This window comes from Nocardia ignorata NBRC 108230, assembly GCF_001612905.1.
Classification (GTDB): Bacteria; Actinomycetota; Actinomycetes; order Mycobacteriales; family Mycobacteriaceae; genus Nocardia; species Nocardia ignorata.
Window position 1 is genome coordinate 1 of the sequence record NZ_BDBI01000049.1, and the last position, 19,237, is coordinate 19,237.

The window sequence follows — 19,237 nt, forward strand, 5'->3', positions numbered from 1 at the left end:
CAGTGGTCCCGTCCGGGCGAGAGTACGGCAGGTACACCCACCAGCACCGCCCGAAACAACGACCGCCCCCACCCATCCTCACGGCTCCCAATCCAAAACCTTTCCCAGCGAACGAAACTGAGCACCGGCCGGAGTCATCCGCAAAGCCGCGTCACGAACAGCGACCAACGGCCGCGCGGACAGTTGAGCGACAACCCCGATCGTTCCCGACCGCCGAGTGATCATCTGCGTACGAGGCCGACGCTCGGAGTCATAGCGCCGCAACCCATCAGTCGTACCGGCCAACCGCGAAAGAACCACGGCATCCTCGAGCGCCTGACACCCACCCTGCCCGAGATTCGGCGTCATAGCGTGAGCGGCATCGCCGAGCAGCGCGAGACGACCCGCGGTGAAGGTCGACAGCGCGGGAAGTTCATAGATGTCGTTGTGCAGCACCGTGTTCGGATCGGCAGCCGCGAGCAGCGCCGGAATGGGATGGTGCCACGCGGCGAAGCGGGCACGCACGTCGGCGAAACTGCCGCCGGCATCTTCCTCCGCGTCGTAGACCGCGAAGCAGTAGATGCGCCCATCGGGCAGCGGCGCCATGCCGAAACGCGCTCCGCGACCCCATGTTTCGCCGAACCCGGTCAACGGCTCGGCGATACCGACCACCGCGCGCCACACCGTGTACCCGGCATATCGCGGCGCGACCTCCCCACAGACGGCCCGCCGGACAACGCTGCGGATACCGTCTGCGCCGACGACCAGGTCGGCAGTAGAGCTGACCTGGCCAACGTCTCGCCCCGAACCGGCCGAATGAACGACCGTCCCGTCCAGGTCGACCCGATCTACCGAAACCCCGGTTTCGACAACATCTTCCGGCAGAGCACCCCGGAGGATATCCAGCAACGCAGCCCGATGAATCATCACCGGCGCCCCGAATCGACGCCGCATGGTCGCCACATCGGTCCGCGACAACCATCGCCCCCGCTCGTCCCGAATCCCCGCCGACACATCGTCCAACCCCTGCGCCCGCACCGCCGCGCCGACACCGAGTGCGTCCAGCGCCCGCAAAGCATTGGGCCACAGCGAGATGCCCGCCCCGACCTCGGTGTACCGCGCCGCTCGTTCGAGCACCCGCACCGACCAGCCGCGTTCGATCAGCCCGAGGGCGACCGCCGTTCCCCCGATTCCGCCGCCGACAACTATCGCTGTAGCCATTCCGAACCCTTCGTATCGAGTGACGATCCCTGTCCGGGTACCACCTGCGGACCGGAGAGGCTCGCGCACGAAGCCTCCCGGTGCGATGCCACCGTACTACAGCTGTAGTGAACAGCACTACGGATGTAGTGACTATCACTACGCCCGTAGTATCGATGTGTGGCAACCAAACGCGAACAGATCCTCGACGCGGCCATCGAGGTATTGGGCACGCGCGGCTCACGTGGCATTACCCACCGCGCCGTAGACCAAGCTGCCGAACTACCCGCCGGCTCCACGTCCAACTACTTCCGTACCAGAGAAGCGCTGCTGTGCGGGGTGGCCGAGCGTCTCGAGCAGCGCGATCACGCCGACTGGACCGCCCTGCACCGCGTCCTCGGGCCGCCCACCGTCGACCACCTCGTCGACGCACTCGCCCGATTCATCACCCGCGCGACGACCACCGACCGCGTCCGCACCCAGGCCCGCCTCGCCCTCTTCGGCGAATCCCAAGCGATGCCGACCGTTGCCGAATCGCTGCGGCGCGGGCACGGCCGACTACGGGAGCAGGCGGTCGAGCTCGCCGCTCAGGCGGGCATCGGTCCGATCGATGCCGGGATCCTGGTCGACTACATGGACGGCGCGGTCATCCACCGCCTGACCGGCGCGGAGCACGGCAAAGACCCCCGTGAGGCGCTCGAACGGCTGACTCGAACACTTTCGCCGCCTGCCCGAAAGGCACCCTGACCGCACCTCGCGACCGGCTACCCGAACAACGCGCCGATGCGTTCTGCCGCATCCTCTCGACTGAACCCGACACACTCCGAACATTCATCGACGATGGGGTGTGTACAGCGCAGGACGTGGGCCAGGAAATCGATGGTGCGCGTGAGATCACGCACGCGCGCTCCGAGTTCGGCCTGCTTGCCCGCGAAGAGTTCGACCCGCTCCGCACGGGACCGCGCCGCGAACAGGTCCTTGATCTCGGCCAGCGAGAGCCCGGCGCGTTGACAGAGCAGCACGAGACGCGCCCGCACCACCAGATCGTCGCTGTAGACCCGATGACCGCCCGGCGCTCGGGGCGGGACGAGTACGCCCACGTCCTCCCAATGACGCAGAACATGAGCGGCGACACCCAGTTCGACGGCGACATCACCGATTCGGCGCGGTCCGGCGGCATTGGTCACGTTCGCCTCTTTACTTCAGGTCGACCTGAAGTTCTAGCGTAGCTCCATGACAACCGAACACAACCTCGCACAGGTGGGCGAGCGAGTAGCGACGCCGGATGTGTGGCAATGCTGCCGCGCCGTGTCCACGGCGATCACCGGTGCTGTGCTGCCGCGCCGACCCGATCGCCGATTCCTTTCCGCACTGCGCGACAATGGATTACCGCGTGGCTCGACAACGGTCGAACTGGTCGCCTTGGCACAGAACGCCCGCAACGTGCCGACCGCGGCCGTCGTCGAAGGGGTGTTCACTCCGCGCCGGATCGAGTCCGCGATGACGGCCTTCGTTGTGCGGCACCCCCGGGCGACCTTCCTCGTCGACCCGGGCATCTGCGTCGACGTGCGGCGCCGGGCGGTAGCCGGACTACCGCCGATACTGCGACTCGCGGTGAACCCGCCGAGCGATGTGCTCGATATCCGAGAGTCCTTGCAGCGCAGCGGAATCGATGCCAGCGACATCGACTTCGCACTGCCCACTCACCTGCACTGGGATCATGTCGCCGGACTGCTCGATCTGCCGGACCTGCCGCTGCGGCTACATCGACCGGAACACCGGTGGGCGATGACCGGCCCGGTCGCCCCCGTCGGCGGCGTGCGGCAAGCCGTCCGGGATCGCCCGCTCGACTGCTACGAACTCGACGGCCCGCCCGTCCTCACCTTCGCCGCGAGCCACGATGTGTTAGGCGACGGCGCGGTGGTGCTGGTCGATCTGTCCGGCCACACACCGGGCAGCATCGGAATTCTGCTCCGCACCGCACGCGGACCCGTCCTGCTGGCGGGCGACGCCGTCTGGCACAACCTCCAGACCACCGAGCTACGCCAGAAGTCGGGCTACCCCGGTGCGCTGGCCGACGACGACCGCACCGGCGCCTGGCGAACGATCCATCGCCTGCACGCTGTTCGCGATGCGGTCCGCATCGTGCCCAGCCACGACCACCGGGCCGCGTGCGCATGGACCGAAGACAGCGCGACCGGGCTGCCCACGCAGGACAGCCCGGTCGCCGCCGAACCGCTACACGATCGAGAACAGCAGCGCCGCGACCGCGAAACTCACCACTGACAACACGGTTTCGAGCACCGTCCACGTCTGCAGTGTCTGTTTCACCGTCATGTTGAAGTACTTCGCGATGATCCAGAAACCGCCGTCGTTCACGTGGCTGAGGATGATCGAGCCCGCGGCGATCGCCATGGCGATCAGGGCGATCGACACCTGCGAGTAGTTCTGCTCGGCGACCAGCGGGGCGACGATGCCGCCGGTGGTGACGATGGCGACCGTGGCCGAACCCTGGGCGATGCGCAGGCCGCAGCTGATGAGGTAGGCGAGCACGATGACGGGCAGGCCGGCCGCCGACATCGTGTCGGCCAGGGCGGTGCCGATACCGGTGGCCGAGATGACCTTGCCGAAGAACGCGCCCGCGCCGACCACCAGCAGCACCATGCCGACCGGCTTGAGCGATTCGGCCGTGATGACGCTGAGTTCCTGCACGGTGGAACCACGCCGGATACCGAGCAGGTAGAACGCCACGAGCACGGTGATGAGCAGCGCCACGGCGGGCGTACCGAAGAAGGTGAGCACCTGCAGCAGGGCCGAATCCTTGTCCAGCAGTTGGTATCCGAAGGTGGCACCGAGGATCAGTACCAGCGGGATGGCGATGATGGCGCCGATCAACGCCACCGAGGGTGGTGCCTTGGTGACCACACCGGTGGCGACGATGCCGCCTTCCTCGTCGTCGGTGTCGGGTTCGAGCGGCACGAATTCCTCGGGTACCGAGACGATGACCCGCTTGCCGATGTAGGTGCCCCAGAGGATGCCGGAGGCGATGAAACCCGGTATGCCGCAGACGAATCCCATCACGATCAGCCAGCCGAGACTCACCCCGAGCAGTCCGCCGAGCGCGACCGGTCCCGGATGCGGCGGCAGGAACGCGTGCGTCATGGACAGACCGGCCAGCATGGGCATGGCGTAGAGCACCAGCGAGCGTCCACCGCGCTTGGCCGCGACGTAGATCAGGGGTGCCAGGACGAAGATACCGATGTCGAAGAACACCGGGATGCCGAAGATGAGGCCGAGGATGCCCATCGCGACTGGCGCGCCCTTCTCACCGAACACCCGCAGCAGCTTGTCGGTGAGAACATCGGCGCCACCGGATCTTTCGAGGATCGCACCGAGCACGGTGCCGAGCCCGATGATCACCGCGATGTGTCCGAGAATATTGCCGAAGCCGGTCTCGAGCAGTGACTCACCCGCCTTGAGCGGGGTGCCGACGATCTGGGAGATCGGTAGTCCGGCGGCCAGTGCCAGCAGCAGACCGGTGAGCAGCAGCGCGACGAACGGCTCCAGTTTGATCTTGATAATAGCGATGAGCAGTACGGCGATCGCGAGACCGCACAGCACCAGCAACCCGGGGGTGGTGGTGCGCAACCAGTCGACTGTGGCGCCCATGGACAAACCTCTCAATCCAGCGAATGAACGAAACGTGCGGCCCGCGAGCCGATCTCGGACCAGCGCGAGCTCGCGACGTCCAGGGGCGCGACCACCTCGGTGCCCGCGGTGACGGCGATGGCGCCCGCCTGCAGGTATTCCCGCGCGTTGTGCGCGTTGACGCCGCCGGACGGAATCAGGAACACATGCGGGAACGGACCGAGCAGGTCTTTGAGATAGGCGGGGCCGAGCGAGCGGGCGGGGAAGATCTTCACCGCTGCCGCACCCAGGTCGACCGCCGCCACTACCTCGGTGGGCGTGAAGGCACCCATGATGACCGGAATCTGGTTCGCCACAGCGACTTCCGCGACTTCCGGACGCACCGCAGGGGTGACCAGGAACTGCGCGCCGACGTCGACGGCCGCCGCCGCCTGGTCGCGGGTGGTGACGGTGCCGACGCCGATCACCGCGTCGGCGGCGCGGCGCGCCTTCGCGATCGCGTCGAGCACACCGAGGGTGGTGAAGGTGAATTCGACCGCACGCAAACCCGCCCCGGCCAGTGCCTCGGCCAGTGCGACGGGATCGGGGACGGCGGGTGCGCGGACGACGGTGAGCGCCCGGTCGGCCCGGATCACCTCCATCGCCCGTGACGACGAGCTCAGCAGTGGATTCATCGGGTCTCCTCTCGCGTGGCGTCCATGCGCAGGGCACGACCGGCGCGGACTCCGGTCGCGGTGCCGTTCTCCACGGCGAATTCGCCGTTGACCAGCACGTGCTGGATACCACGCGCCTGCTGACGTGGCTGCTCGAACGTGGCCGTGTCGTGGATCGTCGCCGGATCGAACACCACCAGGTCGGCGGCGAAACCGGGTCGGATCAGGCCGCGCTCGGCCAGCCGCAGCCGGGCGGCGGGACGGCCGGTGAGGTGATGCACGCAGTCCTCGAGACCGAGGACGCCGAGCTCACGAACATAGCGCGACAGGTAGCGTGGGAAGGTGCCCCACGCGCGCGGATGCGGGCGGGCGCCGACGAGCAAACCGTCGCTGCCGCCCATGTGCCCGGCGTCGACCATGATCGCGCGCACGTTCTCCTCGTGGCCGACGTGCTGCAGGATCGTGGTGGCCAGCTGGTCGCGTTCCAGCAGCTCGAAGAACACCTCGACGGGCGCGGTGCCGCGCTCGGCGGCGATCTCGGCGACGGTGCGGCCGACGTGCTCGGCGAGTTCGTCGTTGCCGACACCGCTGATCTGGATGGTCTCCCACTCGACGGTGACTCCGTGACACCCGTCGGACCCGTGCACGTCCACATCGGCGGCGATGCGGCTGCGCGCGGCCGGGTCACCGAGCCGGTCCAGCGCGACGTCGGGACCGCCCGACATCGCCCAGCTGGGCAGCAATGCCGACAGGGTGGTCGAACCGGGCAGGTACGGGTAGGTGTCGAGGGTGATGTCGCAGCCGTCGGCGCGGGCCCGGGCGATCATGGCGAGCAATTCCGGTGCGCGACCGCGGTTCACGCCGAAGTTCATGGTGGCGTGGGTCAGGTGCAGGGCGCAGCCGGTGGCCTTCGCCAGACCGATCATCTCGGCGTAGGCCTCCAGCGCGCCTGCGCCGTAGGAGCGGGTGTGCGGAGCGTAGAAGCCACCGTAGGAGGCGACGACGGCGCACAGGGCGGCGAGTTCACCGGTGTCGGCATACATTCCGGGCGTATAGGTGAGCCCGCTCGACATGCCGACCGCGCCCTCGTCGAGCCCCTGTGCGAGCAGCGCGCACATCCGGTCGATCTCGGAGGTGGTCGCCGCACGCTGATCGGCGCCGACGACGAGCAGACGCAGTGTCCCCTGCGGCACCAGATAGGCGGCGTTGGGAGTGATGCCCTGGTCGAGCCGGTCCAGGTACTGACCGACGGTGCGCCAGGAGAAGTCGAAGTCGGCGGGGTTGCCGTTCCATCCCGCGATCTGCTTGCGCACCAGCGCGAGTGCGGCGTCGTCGATCGGCGCGTAGGACAGCCCGTCCTGCCCGATCACCTCGGTGGTGACGCCCTGAGTGATCTTCGGGATGTGCTCGGGGTGGGTGAGCAGGTACAGATCGGAATGGGCGTGCATATCGATGAAGCCCGGCGTGAGGACCGAGCCCGGCCGCACGTCGATCACGGGGGCGTCGGTGTGGATCGAGTCGGCGATCTCGGCGATGCGGCCGTCGCGGACGAGGACGTCGCCGTGGGTGCGTGGTCCGCCGGTGCCGTCGACGATATCGATGTCGCGAAAGAGCAAGGAGGTCATGGTCGTCCGTCAGAAGTAGGTGCGGATGAGGTCGACCACGCGCGGGTGCGCCGTCTCGGCGGAGTCGATCACGGGAATCAGCCGCCATTTGTCGAAGGCGGTACAGGGGTGGGAAAGGCCCAACCGCACAACACTTCCCACGGGCAGATCCGCGAACGAGGCGCCGGGCAGACGCAGGAAGGTGTGCTGGTCGTTGAGCGCGCTCACATGCGCGCCCGACGGGAGTGCCGACCCGCCGACCACGAGTTGCGGTGTCGGCAGGCCCTCGTCGAAGGGGAAGTCGCGTTTGCCGCCGTCGAGCAGGGCGAGTTCCGGCTCCGGACGGGACATGACCCGGGCCCAGCCGTGCATCGCCGAACGCAGGCCGGGGTCGGCGGCGGGGGCGCTCAGCGGGGAGATGCCCGCGTAGAAGCCGTCGTCGTGGACGAGGTACGCGCCGCTGCGCAACACCACGGTGGTCGATCCCGGCGCGGTCGGCAGCTGATCCGAGGCGAGACCTGCCAGTTCTTCGACGACCAGTTCGGGATAGGCACTGCCGCCCGCCGAGACGATAGCGGGCCCGGAGTACAGCTCGCCGAGTTCGCGGTGCAGGGCGGCGAGTTCGCGCAGGTAGTCACGAACCGCGGTCAGCGCCGCGGGGGTGCGATCGTGGGCGAGCGCGCCTTCGTATCCGCCCACGCCCGCAAGCACGAGACGTTCGCTGCCGACCAGGGCGTGCGCGACCGCGAGCGCCTCGGCACCGGTCCGCGCCCCGGTACGACCGTGCGCGCCACCCAGTTCGACGAGCACGCGGACCCGCGGACCGGGCGCGGTGTCGCGCAGGATCTTGTCCATCAGCTCGACGGTGGCGACGCTGTCGGCCCAGCAGTAGAACTCGAAATTCTCGTCGCGCGCCGACTCCTCGGCCACCCAGGCCAGCCCGATCGGGTCGACCAGCGCGTTGGCGAGCAGGATCCGGCCGACTCCGAAGGAGCGGGCGAGCTGTGCCTGCCAGGCGGTGGCCAGGGTGATTCCCCAGGCACCTGCCCGCAGCTGTTCGCGCCACAGCTGCGGCGCCATGGTGGTCTTGCCGTGCGGGGCGAGCGCGACACCACCGGCACTGCTCCAGTCGGCCATCAGCGCCCGGTTGGCGTCGAGGGCAGCGCGGTCGAGGGTGAGCAGCGGCGTCTGCCAGTGCGTGAGTTGCGGTGTGCCCGTCAGGTATTCGCGGACCGTATGGCCCCACGCGGCGGGTGGGGCGCTCTTGATGTGCGGGCCGAGCAGCTCGGCGGCCAGCGCGTCGACGACATCGTTGTCGATGGTCACAGCATCCCTTTCCCGGCGGGTACACAGCCGGATCGGACATGTCCGGCAGCTATTGCACTATATGCAACGTGAGTTGCACTGAATGTTTCTGCTCGTTATTGTGCATGCAGACAGCAGTGACCGCAACCACGAAAGGTCCGACGGGGTGACCCACGCAACAAAGGCACAGCCCAGGGCGGTCACCGTCGGCGAGGGATTGGCGGTGCTCGTCGCCGAGCCCGGCCCGCTCGAACGCTCCGGGATGTTCGAGCGTTGCGCCGGTGGCGCCGAGGCGAACGTGGCCTCGGTGCTGGCCCAGCTCGGGATATCGGCGGCGTGGCTGTCGCGGGTCGGTGACGACGGGTTCGGGCGCTACCTGACGGCCGAGCTGGCCAGTGCGGGGGTGGACGTGGCAGCGGTCGCGGTCGACCCGATGCGGCCGACCGGCATCTACATCAAGGAACGCGGCGGCGGCTCGGACGCGCCACACGACCTACCCCGGGGCGAGAGCCGCATGCATTACTACCGGTCCGGGTCGGCCGCCAGCGCCCTCTCGCCTGCCGACCTCGACGCACCGCCACTGGTACGAGCCGACCTCGTGCACTTCACCGGCATCACCCCCGCGCTGTCCGAGTCGGCCTGCGCGCTCACCCGTGGCCTGCTCGACCGCCCGCGACACGGTTCGCTGGTCAGCTTCGACCTGAATTACCGTCCGGCCGTGTGGGGTTCGCGTATCGGTGCGGCCGCCGACGAACTCGCCGCGCACGTGCGTGGCGCCGATGTCGTGTTCCTCGGCGCCGACGAAGCCACCGAGATCTTCGGTACCGGTGATCCGGCGGCCCTGCGTGGCTTGTTCCCCGAACCCGGGCAGCTGATCGTCAAGAACGACAAGCACACCGCGATCGGCTTCGACGGTGATCACGTGGTGGAAGTTCCCGCGCTGAACCTCACCGTCACCGAACGCATCGGCGCCGGTGACGCTTTCGCCGGCGGCTATCTCGCGGCGCTGCTGCACGGCGCCGACCTGCGCACCCGCCTGCGCTACGGGCACCTGTGCGCGGCCGCGACTCTCACCGCCTCGGGCGATTCGGCGAAACTTCTACCGTCCCAAGAACTCCGGCGACTGGCCGCGCTTGCTGACGACGCGTGGACGGGGCTCACCTATCCACCGCGAGCAGATGGGACGATCGGGCCATGAGTCAAAGCGTGTCGCGAGCCCTGTCCATTCTGATCGCGCTCGGCGAGGATTCGCAGTCCCTCGACGAACTGGCGGGCCGGCTCGGGGTGCACAAGTCGACGGTGCTGCGGCTGCTACAGACCATGCAGGCCGAACGATTCGTGGTCCGCGACGCCGCGCACCGCTATTCACTGGGCAGCCGCGTGTTCGAATTGGCAAGCCACGCACTGGAAAACCGTGACGTGCGCACGGTCGCCCGGCCGCATCTGAGCGCCCTCGGCATGACCACCGGCCAGACGGTGCACCTGGCCGCCTACGAGTCCGGCGACGCGGTCTACATCGACAAGGTCGATGCCGAACAGTCGGTGCGGATGTACTCGCGCATCGGCAGGCCAGCTCCCCTGCATTGCACGGCCGTCGGCAAGGTCCTCGTCGCCGCGCTGCCTCGATCCGAATGGGCGACGGTGGCAGCACGTTTGGACTACCACCCGTTCACCCCACGCACCCTGCGTACGCCGGAGCGATATCTCGCCGAGCTGGAAAGAGTTGCCGCCCAGGGCTTCGCCGAGGACCACGAGGAACACGAGAGCTTCGTCAACTGCATCGGGGTGCCTGTGCGCGACGGCATCGGCAATGTGGTCGCCGCCGTGTCGGTCTCGGTGCCCGATGTGCTGCTCGATCACGACCAGGTGCTCGCACTGCTCCCCCAGGTGCGTGCGTGCGCCGATGCCATCTCCACCGAACTCGGCTGGGATCCCCGCCGAGCCGTCCCCGCGAGGAAAGGCTGAACCATGTCCGACAAGATCGCCGTCCGCACCTCCGACGCTCCCGCCCCCGCCCACACCTTCTCCCAGGGCGTGCGCAAGGGACCGTTTATCCAGGTCTCCGGGCAGGGGCCGGTCGATCCGGAAACCAACGAGTACCTGCACCAGGGTGACGTGGCCGCTCAGACCACCCGCACCCTGATGAACGTGAAGGCCATCATCGACGCGTCCGGCGCCACCTTCGACGACGTGGTGATGTTGCGCGTGTACCTCACCAAGCGCGAGGACTTCGCGATCATGAACGAGGCGTACGGCGAGTTCGTCACCCGGCACACCACCGACGGGGTGTTGCCGTCGCGCACCACCGTGTTCACGGGGCTGCCGCGCGCCGAGATGCTCGTGGAGATCGATGCCGTGGCGATCGTGACCGATTGAGCGACTGCGTTTCCCGCGATGCGAAAGACACCGGAGCGAGGCTCGTGTTGAGATGGGTCGGGCCCCGCCTGGGGCCTGTTCGAACCGTCCTACCCGAGGATCAGCCTATGTTCGTCAAGACCGCCCGTCCGCTCGCCGTCGCCGCACTCGCCCTGTTCGTCACCGCCACCGGTGCGGGCACCGCCTCGGCCGCCACCGCGACGCCCGTCGTCGGTTCGGTGTCGATCTGCACCGGCATCCCGGTCGGGCCGCTCACCATCAGCGTCTGCCTGTGACCTAGGCCAGTCGAAGAAGCAGGTGGGGTGGTGCCGCACAGCGGCGCCACCCCACTTTGCGTTCCGGCTCAGTGTTCCGCGTCGCGAACCAACAGCGCGATCTGTACCCGATTGGCGAGGCCGAGCTTGGTGAACAGGTTGGTGGTGTGTGCCTTGACGGTGGCGACGGTGACCTGTAACCGCGCGGCGATCTCCGGGTTGCCGAGCCCGTCCGCGATGGCTCGCGCGGTGTCGAGTTCGCGTTCCGACAGGGCGGCCAGCCGTTTCCGCGCGGCGTCGCGGGAGTCGCTGCGGGCTTCGGCGGAGCCCGGCCCGGTCGCCGCGGCGATCACCCGCGCCGTGACCGTGGGAGACAGCACGGGATCACCGGCCGCGACGGTGCGCACCGCCTCGGCGATCCGGGCGGGCGGGGTGTCCTTGAGCACGAAGCCGAGGGCCCCGGCGCGTAGGGCACGCAGTACCAGTTCGTCGGAGTCGAAGGTGGTCAGCATGAGCACCGCGGGCGCGGCCGGTTCGGCGCGCAGGCACCGGGTGGTGTCGACGCCGTCGCGGCCGGGCATCCGCACATCCATCAGCACGACGTCCGGCCGCTGTTCGCGTACCACCTCGATCGCGGTGTCCCCGTCGGCGGCTTCCGCGACGACGGTCAGATCCGGTTCGCCGTCGATGACGAGTCGTAGCGCCATCCGCACCAGCTGGTCGTCGTCGACGATGACGACCCGCACCGTCTCCTGATCACTGTGCACTCATGCTCTTTTCTCGTGATCGTGCTCCGGCCAGGGAAGTTGCGCGGTGAGAACGTACCCGTTGTCGGATGTGTGATGGTGGTCGAGTGTTCCGCCCGCGAGGGTGATGCGTTCGGCGAGGCCGAGGAGACCGAAGCCCGAGGCCGGTGGCCGGGCGACGGCGGTGGTGCCCGCCGAATTGCGGACGCTGACGCGCAATTCGCCACCGGGCGCCCCGTCGACGGTGACGCGGACCTCCGCCGCCGGCGCATGCTTCGCGGCATTGGTCAGCCCTTCCTGGATCACCCGATAGCCGGTCCGTCCCACGGTCTCGGGTGGGGTGCCGGTCACCGTGCCGGCGAGCGTGACGTCCAGGCCCGACGACCGGGCGTCGGCGACCAGTTCCGGGATCCGGTCCAGGGTGGGTTGCGGTGGTTCGGGGCGGTCTGGATCGGCACGGAGCACGCCGAGGACATCCCGGAGTTCTTCCAGCGCTTGGCGGGAGCCATCGGCGATACCGCGGATCAGCATGCGTTTCTCCTCGGCCGAGAGGTCGTCACGGTGATCGAGGACGCCGGCTTGCATGGCGACCAGTGAGATCCGGTGGGCGAGCACATCGTGCATTTCGCGGGCTATCCGGTTGCGTTCGGTGGCCCGTGCCTGGGCCGCCCGGGCACCCTGTTCGCGTTCCGCGCTGTCGGCGCGGTCGCGCAGCGATCGCACTTCGACGCGGCGGGCGTCGATGGCCACGCCGGTGGCCACGGCGATCCCCGCGGTCGAGACCGTCAGTGCGAATTGCAGCCAGACCGGGGCGGGCGGGGTGTCGACCGGGTAGAGCCCCTGAGCGAACTGCGCCGCCGTCACATACGCCGCGACGACCACGGCGATCTCGACCGGACGGCGACGGGTGGACAGCGAACACAGTGCCAGCAGCGCGGCACCGGTGGCGAGCGCCGACGCGGCCGAGGCGATCACGACCACCAGGGCGACGGCGAACGGGAACCGGCGCCGCAACGGCAGCACCGCCAGGCAGCCGAGTGCGATCAGCGGATCACCGGTCACCAGCCAGGAACATGTGTCGGCCGTACAGCCTGCGGGCAGTACGGCGGCGACGGAGAACCAGAGGGCGGCGCCGATTGCCGCGGCCGCCGTCAGCCGCCAGGTCTGCTGCCATGCCCCGAGTCGTGCCGGGCCGTCGGTGTCCACCCGGCCATTATGGCGACGACGACCGGCCTCGAGCACCCACCCAGCGGCTGAGATGTGCTCGACCCGGGGCGAATGGCCGACTCGACTTTCGTCGAACACGGTCGCCGCCGCCGGGGCGATGTGCCTGCGGCGCGGACTCGACAGACTCGATCATGTACCAGCCGGACACGAGCCCCGCTGACGGTTTGCTCGTGGTAGGCGCCATTTCGTCGGGGAGTAGCAGCGAATGAATCGACAACGGACCTGGAGCCTGCTGGCCGTGCTCGGTCTCACCGGAGCACTGGCCGGGGCGCCCGTCGTGGCCGCGCAGCCGGCCGAAGACCTCGCAGCACAGGTGCGGTGGGGCCCATGCCCGCAGGGGGTAGAAGATCCCGCGGCCGGGCCTGCCCAGTTGCAGTGCGCCACCGTGCCGGTGCCCTTGAACTACAACGAGCCCGAGGGCGTGCGGATCGAGGTCATGATCTCTCGGCTGGCGAGTAAGAACCCGGGCAAGCGTCGCGGAGTGTTGTTGCTCAACCCCGGCGGTCCGGGTGGTGCGGGCTTGGACCAGCCCAAGTTCCTGGCTGCTCATGGACTGCCGGCCGATGTGCTCGACAGCTACGACCTGATCGGGACGGACACGCGCGGGGTAGGGCATTCGACACCCGTGAGCTGCGGGTTCACCGATGATCAAACCTACTTCGGCAATATCCCGCCGTATGCGGTGAACGACGCGGCGGTCACCGAGCGGGCCGTAGTCGCCCAGGGGGTCGCCGAGCAGTGCGCGGCCAATGACACCGAGGGCCGGTTGCGCTACCTCTCAACGGCGAATATGGCCCGAGATCTGGACCGCATCCGGGCAGCACTGGGCGAGGACAAGGCCAGCTTCCTCGGTTACTCCTACGGCACCGCGTTGGGCGCCGCCTACGCCTCGATGTTCCCGCAGCGAGCCGACCGCATCGTGCTCGACAGCAATATCGGCGACACCCACCTCGACCACGACGGGATGCGCCGGTACGGCCGCGGCATGGAGGAGACGTTTCCCGACTTCGCGAAATGGGCTGCCGACCGCCACGACACGTACGGCCTGGGCCGCACACCGGAAGACGTGCGGCGCACGTACTTCACCCTCGCCGAGCGCCTCGACGCGAACCCGGTGGACGGGATGGACGGCAATCTCTTCCGGTTCGGCGCCTTCTTCACGCTCTATGGGCCGGCGATGTACGCGTCGGCGGCCGAGAGCTGGAAATCGCTGCTCGAAACCGGACGTCCAGGTCCGGCGGGCGGCCGCCCGCCGGGCACGGGCGCGCCTTCGCCGTACGACAACGCTTGGTCGGTCTTTCTAGCCGTGACCTGCAACGACGTCGAATGGCCCGAGGACATCGTGGCCTACCAGCGTGCGGTCGCCGAGGACCGGGAACGGCACCCGCTCTACGGCGCGGCCGCCGCGAACGTGATGCCCTGCGCCTACTGGAAGCTCGGGCCGTCCGAGCCGCCGGTGCGGATCGACAACACCGGCCTGGCCGATGTGCTGATCGTGCAGAACCAGCGCGACCCGGTCACCCCGCTACGCGGCGGCCAACTGCTCGACGAGAAGTTCGGTCAGCGCTCCCGGTTGGTCACCGTCGACGGGAGTGGGCACGGGGTTTACGTTCTCGGCGACAACCCCTGCGCGACCGATGCCGTCACCGGCTACCTGGTGGACGGCACCATGCCCGACCACGACATCACCTGTCACGCGGGCTAGGACCTAGCCCGAGTTGCGCAGGGCGGTGGCGAGACCGTTCATGGTGAGCAGGATTCCCCGCTTCACCAGTTCGGAATCGTCACCCCCGCGCAGCCGGCGCAGCAGGTCGACCTGGAGCTGGTTGAGCGGTTCCAGGTACGGGAAACGATTGTGGATCGACTCCGCCAGTGACGGGTTGTCGCTGAGGAGTTCGTCATGGCCGGTGACCGCCTTGTACATGCGGATCGTTCGCGCGTGTTCCTCGCGGATCATCCCGAAGATCGTGTCGCGCAGGTGTTCGTCGTCGACGAGGTCGGCGTAGCGGGCGGCGATGTCGAGGTCGCTCTTGGCCATCACCTGCGCCAGGTTCGACAGCACGGTGCGCAGGAAAGGCCAGCGCTGGTAGAGATCGGTGAGCCGGGCCAGGCGCGCCGGATCGTCACCCACCCAGTCCTCCAGTGCGGTGCCGGTGCCGTACCAACCCGGCAGCATGACGCGGGCCTGGCTCCACGCCATCACCCACGGGATCGCACGCAGGTCCGACACCGAATCGGTCGGTTTGCGCGAGGCCGGGCGGCTGCCGATATTGAGGTCGCCGACCTCGGCGACCGGGGTGGACTGCCGGAAGTACTCGACGAAGCCGGGGGTGTCGTGCACCAGGTGCGCGTAGGCGGCGCGGGCCCGGATCGCCAGGTCGTCGAGCAGTTCGTAGGCGGGTTCGGCGTCGTCGCCGAGGCCCTCCACGTCGAGCAGGGTGGATTCGAGGGTGCCCGCGATGAGTGATTCCAGGTTGCGGTGCGCCGCACCGGATTCGGAGTATTTCGCGGCGATCACTTCGCCCTGTTCGGTGAGCCGCAAGGACCCGCGCACGGCGCCGGCGGGCTGGGCGAGGATCGCGTCGTAGCTGCGACCACCACCACGTCCGACGGTTCCGCCGCGACCGTGGAAGAGCCGCAACCGGATTCCCGATTTGCGCGCCACCTCGACCAGGTCCAGCTCGGCGCGGTAGAGCGCCCAGTTCGCCGCCAGGTACCCGCCGTCCTTGTTGGAATCGGAGTACCCGAGCATCACTTCCTGCCGCATCCCGGCGGCGGCGACGAGGTCGCGGTACACCGGAACCTCCAGTACGGCAGCGAGAGTCGCCGCGCCCGCACCGAGGTCCTCGATGGTCTCGAACAGCGGGACGATACCGACCGGGCTGTGCGGTGAACCGTCGGGCGTGCCGGGATCGAGGATCCCTGCCTCCTTGAGCAGCAGGGCGGCCTCGAGCATGTCGCTCACCGAGGTGCACATGCTGATGATGTAATTCGGGACGGCGGCGGCACCGAAGGTGTCGATCACGTCCTTGGCGGCGCGCAGCACACCGAGTTCCTTGGCCGCCAGCTCGCTCAGCTGCGCATTCGGGCCGAGAAGTGGCCTGCGCGTGCGCAATTCGGTGGCCAGCAGGTCGACCCGTTCGGCTTCGCTCAGGCTCGCGTAGTCCTGGTGCGCACCCGACCAGGCGAGCAGCTCGGCGACGACCTGTTCGTGCACCTCCGAGTTCTGGCGCATGTCGAGGCCCTGCAGATGGAAACCGAAGGTCTCCACGGCATGGCGCAGGGCGGCCAGGCGGTCGTCGGCGAGCAGGGCGTCACCGCTGGCACGCAGGGAGGCATCGATCGCGTCCAGGTCGTCGAGCACGGCCTGCGGGGTGGGGTACGGCGCGGCGTCTGTGGTGAGACCGTTGTCCGGGAGGCGGTCGAGCGCGCGTCGCGCGGTGGCACTGAGACGGGCCCGGATCGCATGCAGCGCACGGCGATACGGTTCGTCGGCGAACACGGCCGGGTCGTCGTAACCGGCCTCCGCGAGCGCGGCGACCGCCGGGCTCACCCGCACCAGCCGCGCCGACTGCGACAGCGACTTCTCCAGTTCCACCAGCTCGCCCAGGTAGCGGCCGAAGGCGTAGGCGGCGGCCTGCTCGGCGGCGGTGTGCACGACTTCGGCTGTCACATAAGGGTTTCCGTCGCGGTCGCCGCCGATCCAGGACCCGGGGCGCAGGATCGGGCGCTCGAGCAGGTGGACATCGGGCCAGCGGGAACGCAGGGCCGCACGGACCTCGGCGTTGATCGCGGGGATCACGTCGTAGAGGGTCAGGTCGTAGTAGCGCAGGCCCACCGAGATCTCGTCCTGAATCCGCAAGCGCGCCAGGCGGATCAGCGCTGTACGCCACAGGGTGAGCACTTCACGGCGAATGCGCAGTTCGGTGTCGTCGTAACCGGGATCGCCGGGCTCGAGCCTGCGCCGCAACCGCATCAGGGCGGTGATCTTGGCCTGCACGTCGAAGACCGTGCGCCTGCGCGTCTCGGTGGGGTGCGCGGTGATCACCGGCGACACCAGGGCGTCGGTGAGCTGTTCGGCCACGCTCGTGCCGTCGAGGTCGGCGGCGTCGAGTTTGGCGTAGGTCGCGGCCAGCGAGGAGTCCTGCGGTGGTTCGCCCGCCGCCACGTGCGCGGCGCGGCGGCGGTCGCGCTGGATGTCCTCGGCCAGATTGGCCAGCAGCACGAAGTAGCTGAACGCCCGGATCAGTGGCAGCGCCACCTCGGTGGGAGTGCCGTCGAGCATGTCGGCGACGGCGCTGCGCTCCACTTCCTCACGACGCACCCGGAACGCCTCGATGCGGACCCGCTCGATGAGGTCGAACACCTCGGGTCCTTCGTGGTCACGGATGGTGTCACCGAGGATGCCGCCGAGGAACCGGATGTCCTCGCGCAACGGCCGGGTGGCTTCCTGCTCCTGCACGACTCGCGATTGGCCCATGAACAGACAGTATTGCCGCCGACCCACCGAACGCGACCCGGCGACGCGCGGATCACACCTACAGCGCCCGGATCACCCTGGCCGGATTGCCCGCCGCGAACACACGGTCGGGCAGGTCGCGGGTGACCACACTGCCCGCACCGACCACCACGTCGTCGCCGATGGTGACTCCGGGGCACACGATGACTCCGCCGCCGAACCACACGTTGTTCCCGATCCGGATCGGCGCCGCCGATTCCCAGCGCTGCCTGCGCTTTTCGTGATCCTGCATCGGATGAAGCGCGGTGAGCAGCTGACAGCGTGGCCCGATCGAACAGTCGTCGCCGATGGTGATCGGCGCGCAGTCGAGCAGGATCGCGTCGTAGTTGAGGAAACTGTTGGCGCCGATCTCGATCAGATAGCCGTAGTCGCACTGGAATCGCGGCATGATCCACGACCCCTCCCCCAGTCTGCCGAGGAGGTCGCCCAGCAGTTCGGTCCGCCGATCGGTTTCGTCGGGCCCGGTGCGATTGAACTCGTCGCACAGCCGTTGCGCCCGTTGCCGTTCGGCCACGAGTTCCGGATCGTTGTCCTTGTACAGGTCCCCCGCCAGCATGCGCTGCTTCTGTTCGCCCACCCCGCCGAGTGTAGGGGTGGGCGAACAGGAAACTCCGCGCCTACTTCGCCGGGTCGACGCCGAAGGTCGCGGCGATGTCGTCGAGTACCGCGTGCGCGCCGGTGAGACCGACCGAGGTCAGCCAGACCAGGTCGTCGACCGGGGTGATCTTGCCGCGCAGCTGGTTCCACAGCGGGTTGGCCTCGGCGGCCGCCTTGCGCTGGGTGGCGGCGTCCTCGCCGCTGCTGGTGAGGAAGACGTAGTCGGCGTCGGCGTCGAGCAGACGCTCCGGGCTCAGCGTGATCGCGAAGTCGTTCTTCGGGTCGGCGGACTTGTCGGGCTGGTTCAGGCCGGTGTCGGCGAAGATGTCGCCGATGAAGCTGACCCGCTGCATGAGCCGGTCCTCCTTGCCCATGAAACGCAGCAGCGAGACGGTGGGCGCGGTGCCGCCGTTCTTCGCCTTGATCGCCGCGCCGATCGCGGCGGCCCGGTCCTGGTAGGCGGTGAGTTTGGCCTTGGCGAGGTTCTCCTTGTCGACCGCCTTCGCGAGCAACAGCAAATTCTCCTTCCAGGTGGCGCCGGTGGTCTGGCTGAACACCACCGGCACCGTGCCCGAACCGAGCTTGATGCCACGGAACTGCTCGTACTGCTTCTCGTGACGCACCTTGGCCGACACGATCAGGTCCGGGCGGGCGCCGGCCAGTTTCTCGATGTCGGGGGTCTGGACGTTGCCGATGTCGACCGCGCGGCCACCGCAGGTCTGTGCCGACGCACCGAGGAACGCGGGCAGCTTCTCTCCCATGGACTGGTAGGTCGTGTACGCGACGAGTTCGGTATTGAGCACCAGGGCGGCGTCGACGAACGTCTGATCGAGCGCGGCGACGCGGACCGGGCGGGTGGCGATGGTCGCCGGGTCGACGACGGTGCCGACATCCGCACCCGCCGCGTCCTTGACCGCGCCCTTCTCGATGGTGCGCGGATAGGCGCCGCCGTCGAGGTTGCTCGCGGTGTCGCAGTCACTGCTCGCGGCGCCGGTGGTCGCGCGTTCCTGGCCGCACGCGGAAAGACTCAGTACGGCGGCGGCGGCGACCGCCGCGGCGGCGAGCCGACGGCTCAGTGGGGTATTCATCGACGTCTCCCGGGTGGTTCGGTTGTCCTCAGGGTTGCTAA

18 protein-coding genes are annotated in these 19,237 nt (G+C 68.6%); 7 read left to right on the plus strand and 11 right to left on the minus strand.

The annotated features are described in order from the left end of the window. Positions 1-78 precede the first annotated feature (78 nt). A complete protein-coding gene (locus NI2_RS31010) occupies positions 79-1,200 on the minus strand; it encodes an FAD-dependent monooxygenase (protein ID WP_067498430.1) in 1,122 nt (373 codons plus the stop codon). A 159-nt stretch (positions 1,201-1,359) separates the two neighbouring features. Between NI2_RS31010 and NI2_RS31015 the strand changes: the two genes are divergently transcribed. Next, positions 1,360-1,926: a TetR/AcrR family transcriptional regulator gene (locus NI2_RS31015; protein WP_067498433.1), complete on the plus strand. Its 567-nt coding sequence runs from the start codon at positions 1,360-1,362 to the stop codon at positions 1,924-1,926. A 17-nt stretch (positions 1,927-1,943) separates the two neighbouring features. Here the strand turns inward: NI2_RS31015 and NI2_RS31020 are convergent, their stop codons facing one another. Then, positions 1,944-2,366: a MerR family transcriptional regulator gene (locus tag NI2_RS31020; RefSeq protein WP_067498442.1), complete on the minus strand. Its 423-nt coding sequence runs from the start codon at positions 2,364-2,366 to the stop codon at positions 1,944-1,946. 46 nt (positions 2,367-2,412) lie between these two features. On the opposite strand from NI2_RS31020, the gene NI2_RS31025 reads away from it, so the two are divergent. Next, complete coding sequence (locus NI2_RS31025) at positions 2,413-3,465, plus strand: MBL fold metallo-hydrolase (protein ID WP_084477031.1); 1,053 nt, start codon at positions 2,413-2,415, stop codon at positions 3,463-3,465. On the opposite strand, the gene NI2_RS31030 is transcribed toward NI2_RS31025, so the two are convergent. Genes NI2_RS31030 through NI2_RS31045 form a run of 4 tightly spaced genes read right to left on the minus strand, consistent with a single transcriptional unit; the run spans position 3,418 to position 8,410 of the window. Next, positions 3,418-4,848, minus strand: coding sequence for a GntP family permease (locus NI2_RS31030; RefSeq protein ID WP_067498445.1), 1,431 nt, complete (start codon positions 4,846-4,848; stop codon positions 3,418-3,420). The genes NI2_RS31025 and NI2_RS31030 overlap by 48 nt on opposite strands. An 11-nt stretch (positions 4,849-4,859) precedes the next feature. After that, positions 4,860-5,501, minus strand: coding sequence for a bifunctional 4-hydroxy-2-oxoglutarate aldolase/2-dehydro-3-deoxy-phosphogluconate aldolase (locus NI2_RS31035; RefSeq protein ID WP_067498448.1), 642 nt, complete (start codon positions 5,499-5,501; stop codon positions 4,860-4,862). Then, the gene (locus NI2_RS31040; protein WP_067498452.1) at positions 5,498-7,105 is read right to left on the minus strand and encodes an N-acyl-D-amino-acid deacylase family protein; all 1,608 of its coding nucleotides are present in this window, start codon (positions 7,103-7,105) and stop codon (positions 5,498-5,500) included. The genes NI2_RS31035 and NI2_RS31040 overlap by 4 nt, the downstream gene beginning before the upstream one ends. Positions 7,106-7,114: 9 nt before the next feature. After that, positions 7,115-8,410 carry a type III PLP-dependent enzyme domain-containing protein gene (locus NI2_RS31045; RefSeq protein ID WP_067498455.1) on the minus strand — a complete coding sequence of 432 codons (1,296 nt, stop codon included), beginning with the start codon at positions 8,408-8,410 and terminating at the stop codon, positions 7,115-7,117. A gap of 145 nt (positions 8,411-8,555) precedes the next feature. Here NI2_RS31045 and NI2_RS31050 point away from each other — a divergent pair, with 145 nt between their 5' ends. The 4 genes from NI2_RS31050 to NI2_RS34580 all read left to right on the plus strand — a co-directional run bounded on the left by NI2_RS31050 (position 8,556) and on the right by NI2_RS34580 (position 11,040). After that, positions 8,556-9,587 carry a sugar kinase gene (locus NI2_RS31050; RefSeq protein ID WP_067498458.1) on the plus strand — a complete coding sequence of 344 codons (1,032 nt, stop codon included), beginning with the start codon at positions 8,556-8,558 and terminating at the stop codon, positions 9,585-9,587. After that, entirely contained in the window at positions 9,584-10,354 is a 771-nt protein-coding gene (locus NI2_RS31055; protein WP_067498460.1) for an IclR family transcriptional regulator, read from the plus strand. The genes NI2_RS31050 and NI2_RS31055 overlap by 4 nt, the downstream gene beginning before the upstream one ends. A 3-nt stretch (positions 10,355-10,357) precedes the next feature. Further along, a complete protein-coding gene (locus NI2_RS31060) occupies positions 10,358-10,765 on the plus strand; it encodes a RidA family protein (protein ID WP_067498463.1) in 408 nt (135 codons plus the stop codon). Positions 10,766-10,872: 107 nt separating this feature from the next. After that, positions 10,873-11,040 carry a hypothetical protein gene (locus NI2_RS34580; protein ID WP_166655834.1) on the plus strand — a complete coding sequence of 56 codons (168 nt, stop codon included), beginning with the start codon at positions 10,873-10,875 and terminating at the stop codon, positions 11,038-11,040. A gap of 68 nt (positions 11,041-11,108) precedes the next feature. Here NI2_RS34580 and NI2_RS31065 read toward each other — a convergent pair whose 3' ends face one another. Continuing rightward, the gene (locus NI2_RS31065) at positions 11,109-11,786 is read right to left on the minus strand and encodes a response regulator (RefSeq protein WP_067498466.1); all 678 of its coding nucleotides are present in this window, start codon (positions 11,784-11,786) and stop codon (positions 11,109-11,111) included. Continuing rightward, the gene (locus NI2_RS31070; RefSeq protein ID WP_067498469.1) at positions 11,787-12,971 is read right to left on the minus strand and encodes a sensor histidine kinase; all 1,185 of its coding nucleotides are present in this window, start codon (positions 12,969-12,971) and stop codon (positions 11,787-11,789) included. Positions 12,972-13,197: 226 nt separating this feature from the next. On the opposite strand from NI2_RS31070, the gene NI2_RS31075 reads away from it, so the two are divergent. Beyond that, complete coding sequence (locus NI2_RS31075) at positions 13,198-14,697, plus strand: alpha/beta hydrolase (RefSeq protein ID WP_174552256.1); 1,500 nt, start codon at positions 13,198-13,200, stop codon at positions 14,695-14,697. A gap of 3 nt (positions 14,698-14,700) precedes the next feature. Here the strand turns inward: NI2_RS31075 and ppc are convergent, their stop codons facing one another. The 3 genes from ppc to NI2_RS31090 form a co-directional block, all read right to left on the minus strand. After that, positions 14,701-17,472 (minus strand): phosphoenolpyruvate carboxylase, encoded by a 2,772-nt coding sequence (gene ppc, locus NI2_RS31080; RefSeq protein WP_067498472.1) that lies wholly within the window; start codon positions 17,470-17,472, stop codon positions 14,701-14,703. Between the two features lie 58 nt (positions 17,473-17,530). Further along, the gene (locus tag NI2_RS31085) at positions 17,531-18,067 is read right to left on the minus strand and encodes a sugar O-acetyltransferase (protein ID WP_208115422.1); all 537 of its coding nucleotides are present in this window, start codon (positions 18,065-18,067) and stop codon (positions 17,531-17,533) included. 61 nt (positions 18,068-18,128) lie between these two features. Beyond that, complete coding sequence (locus NI2_RS31090) at positions 18,129-19,196, minus strand: ABC transporter substrate-binding protein (RefSeq protein WP_067498477.1); 1,068 nt, start codon at positions 19,194-19,196, stop codon at positions 18,129-18,131. Between the last annotated feature and the right edge of the window lie 41 nt (positions 19,197-19,237).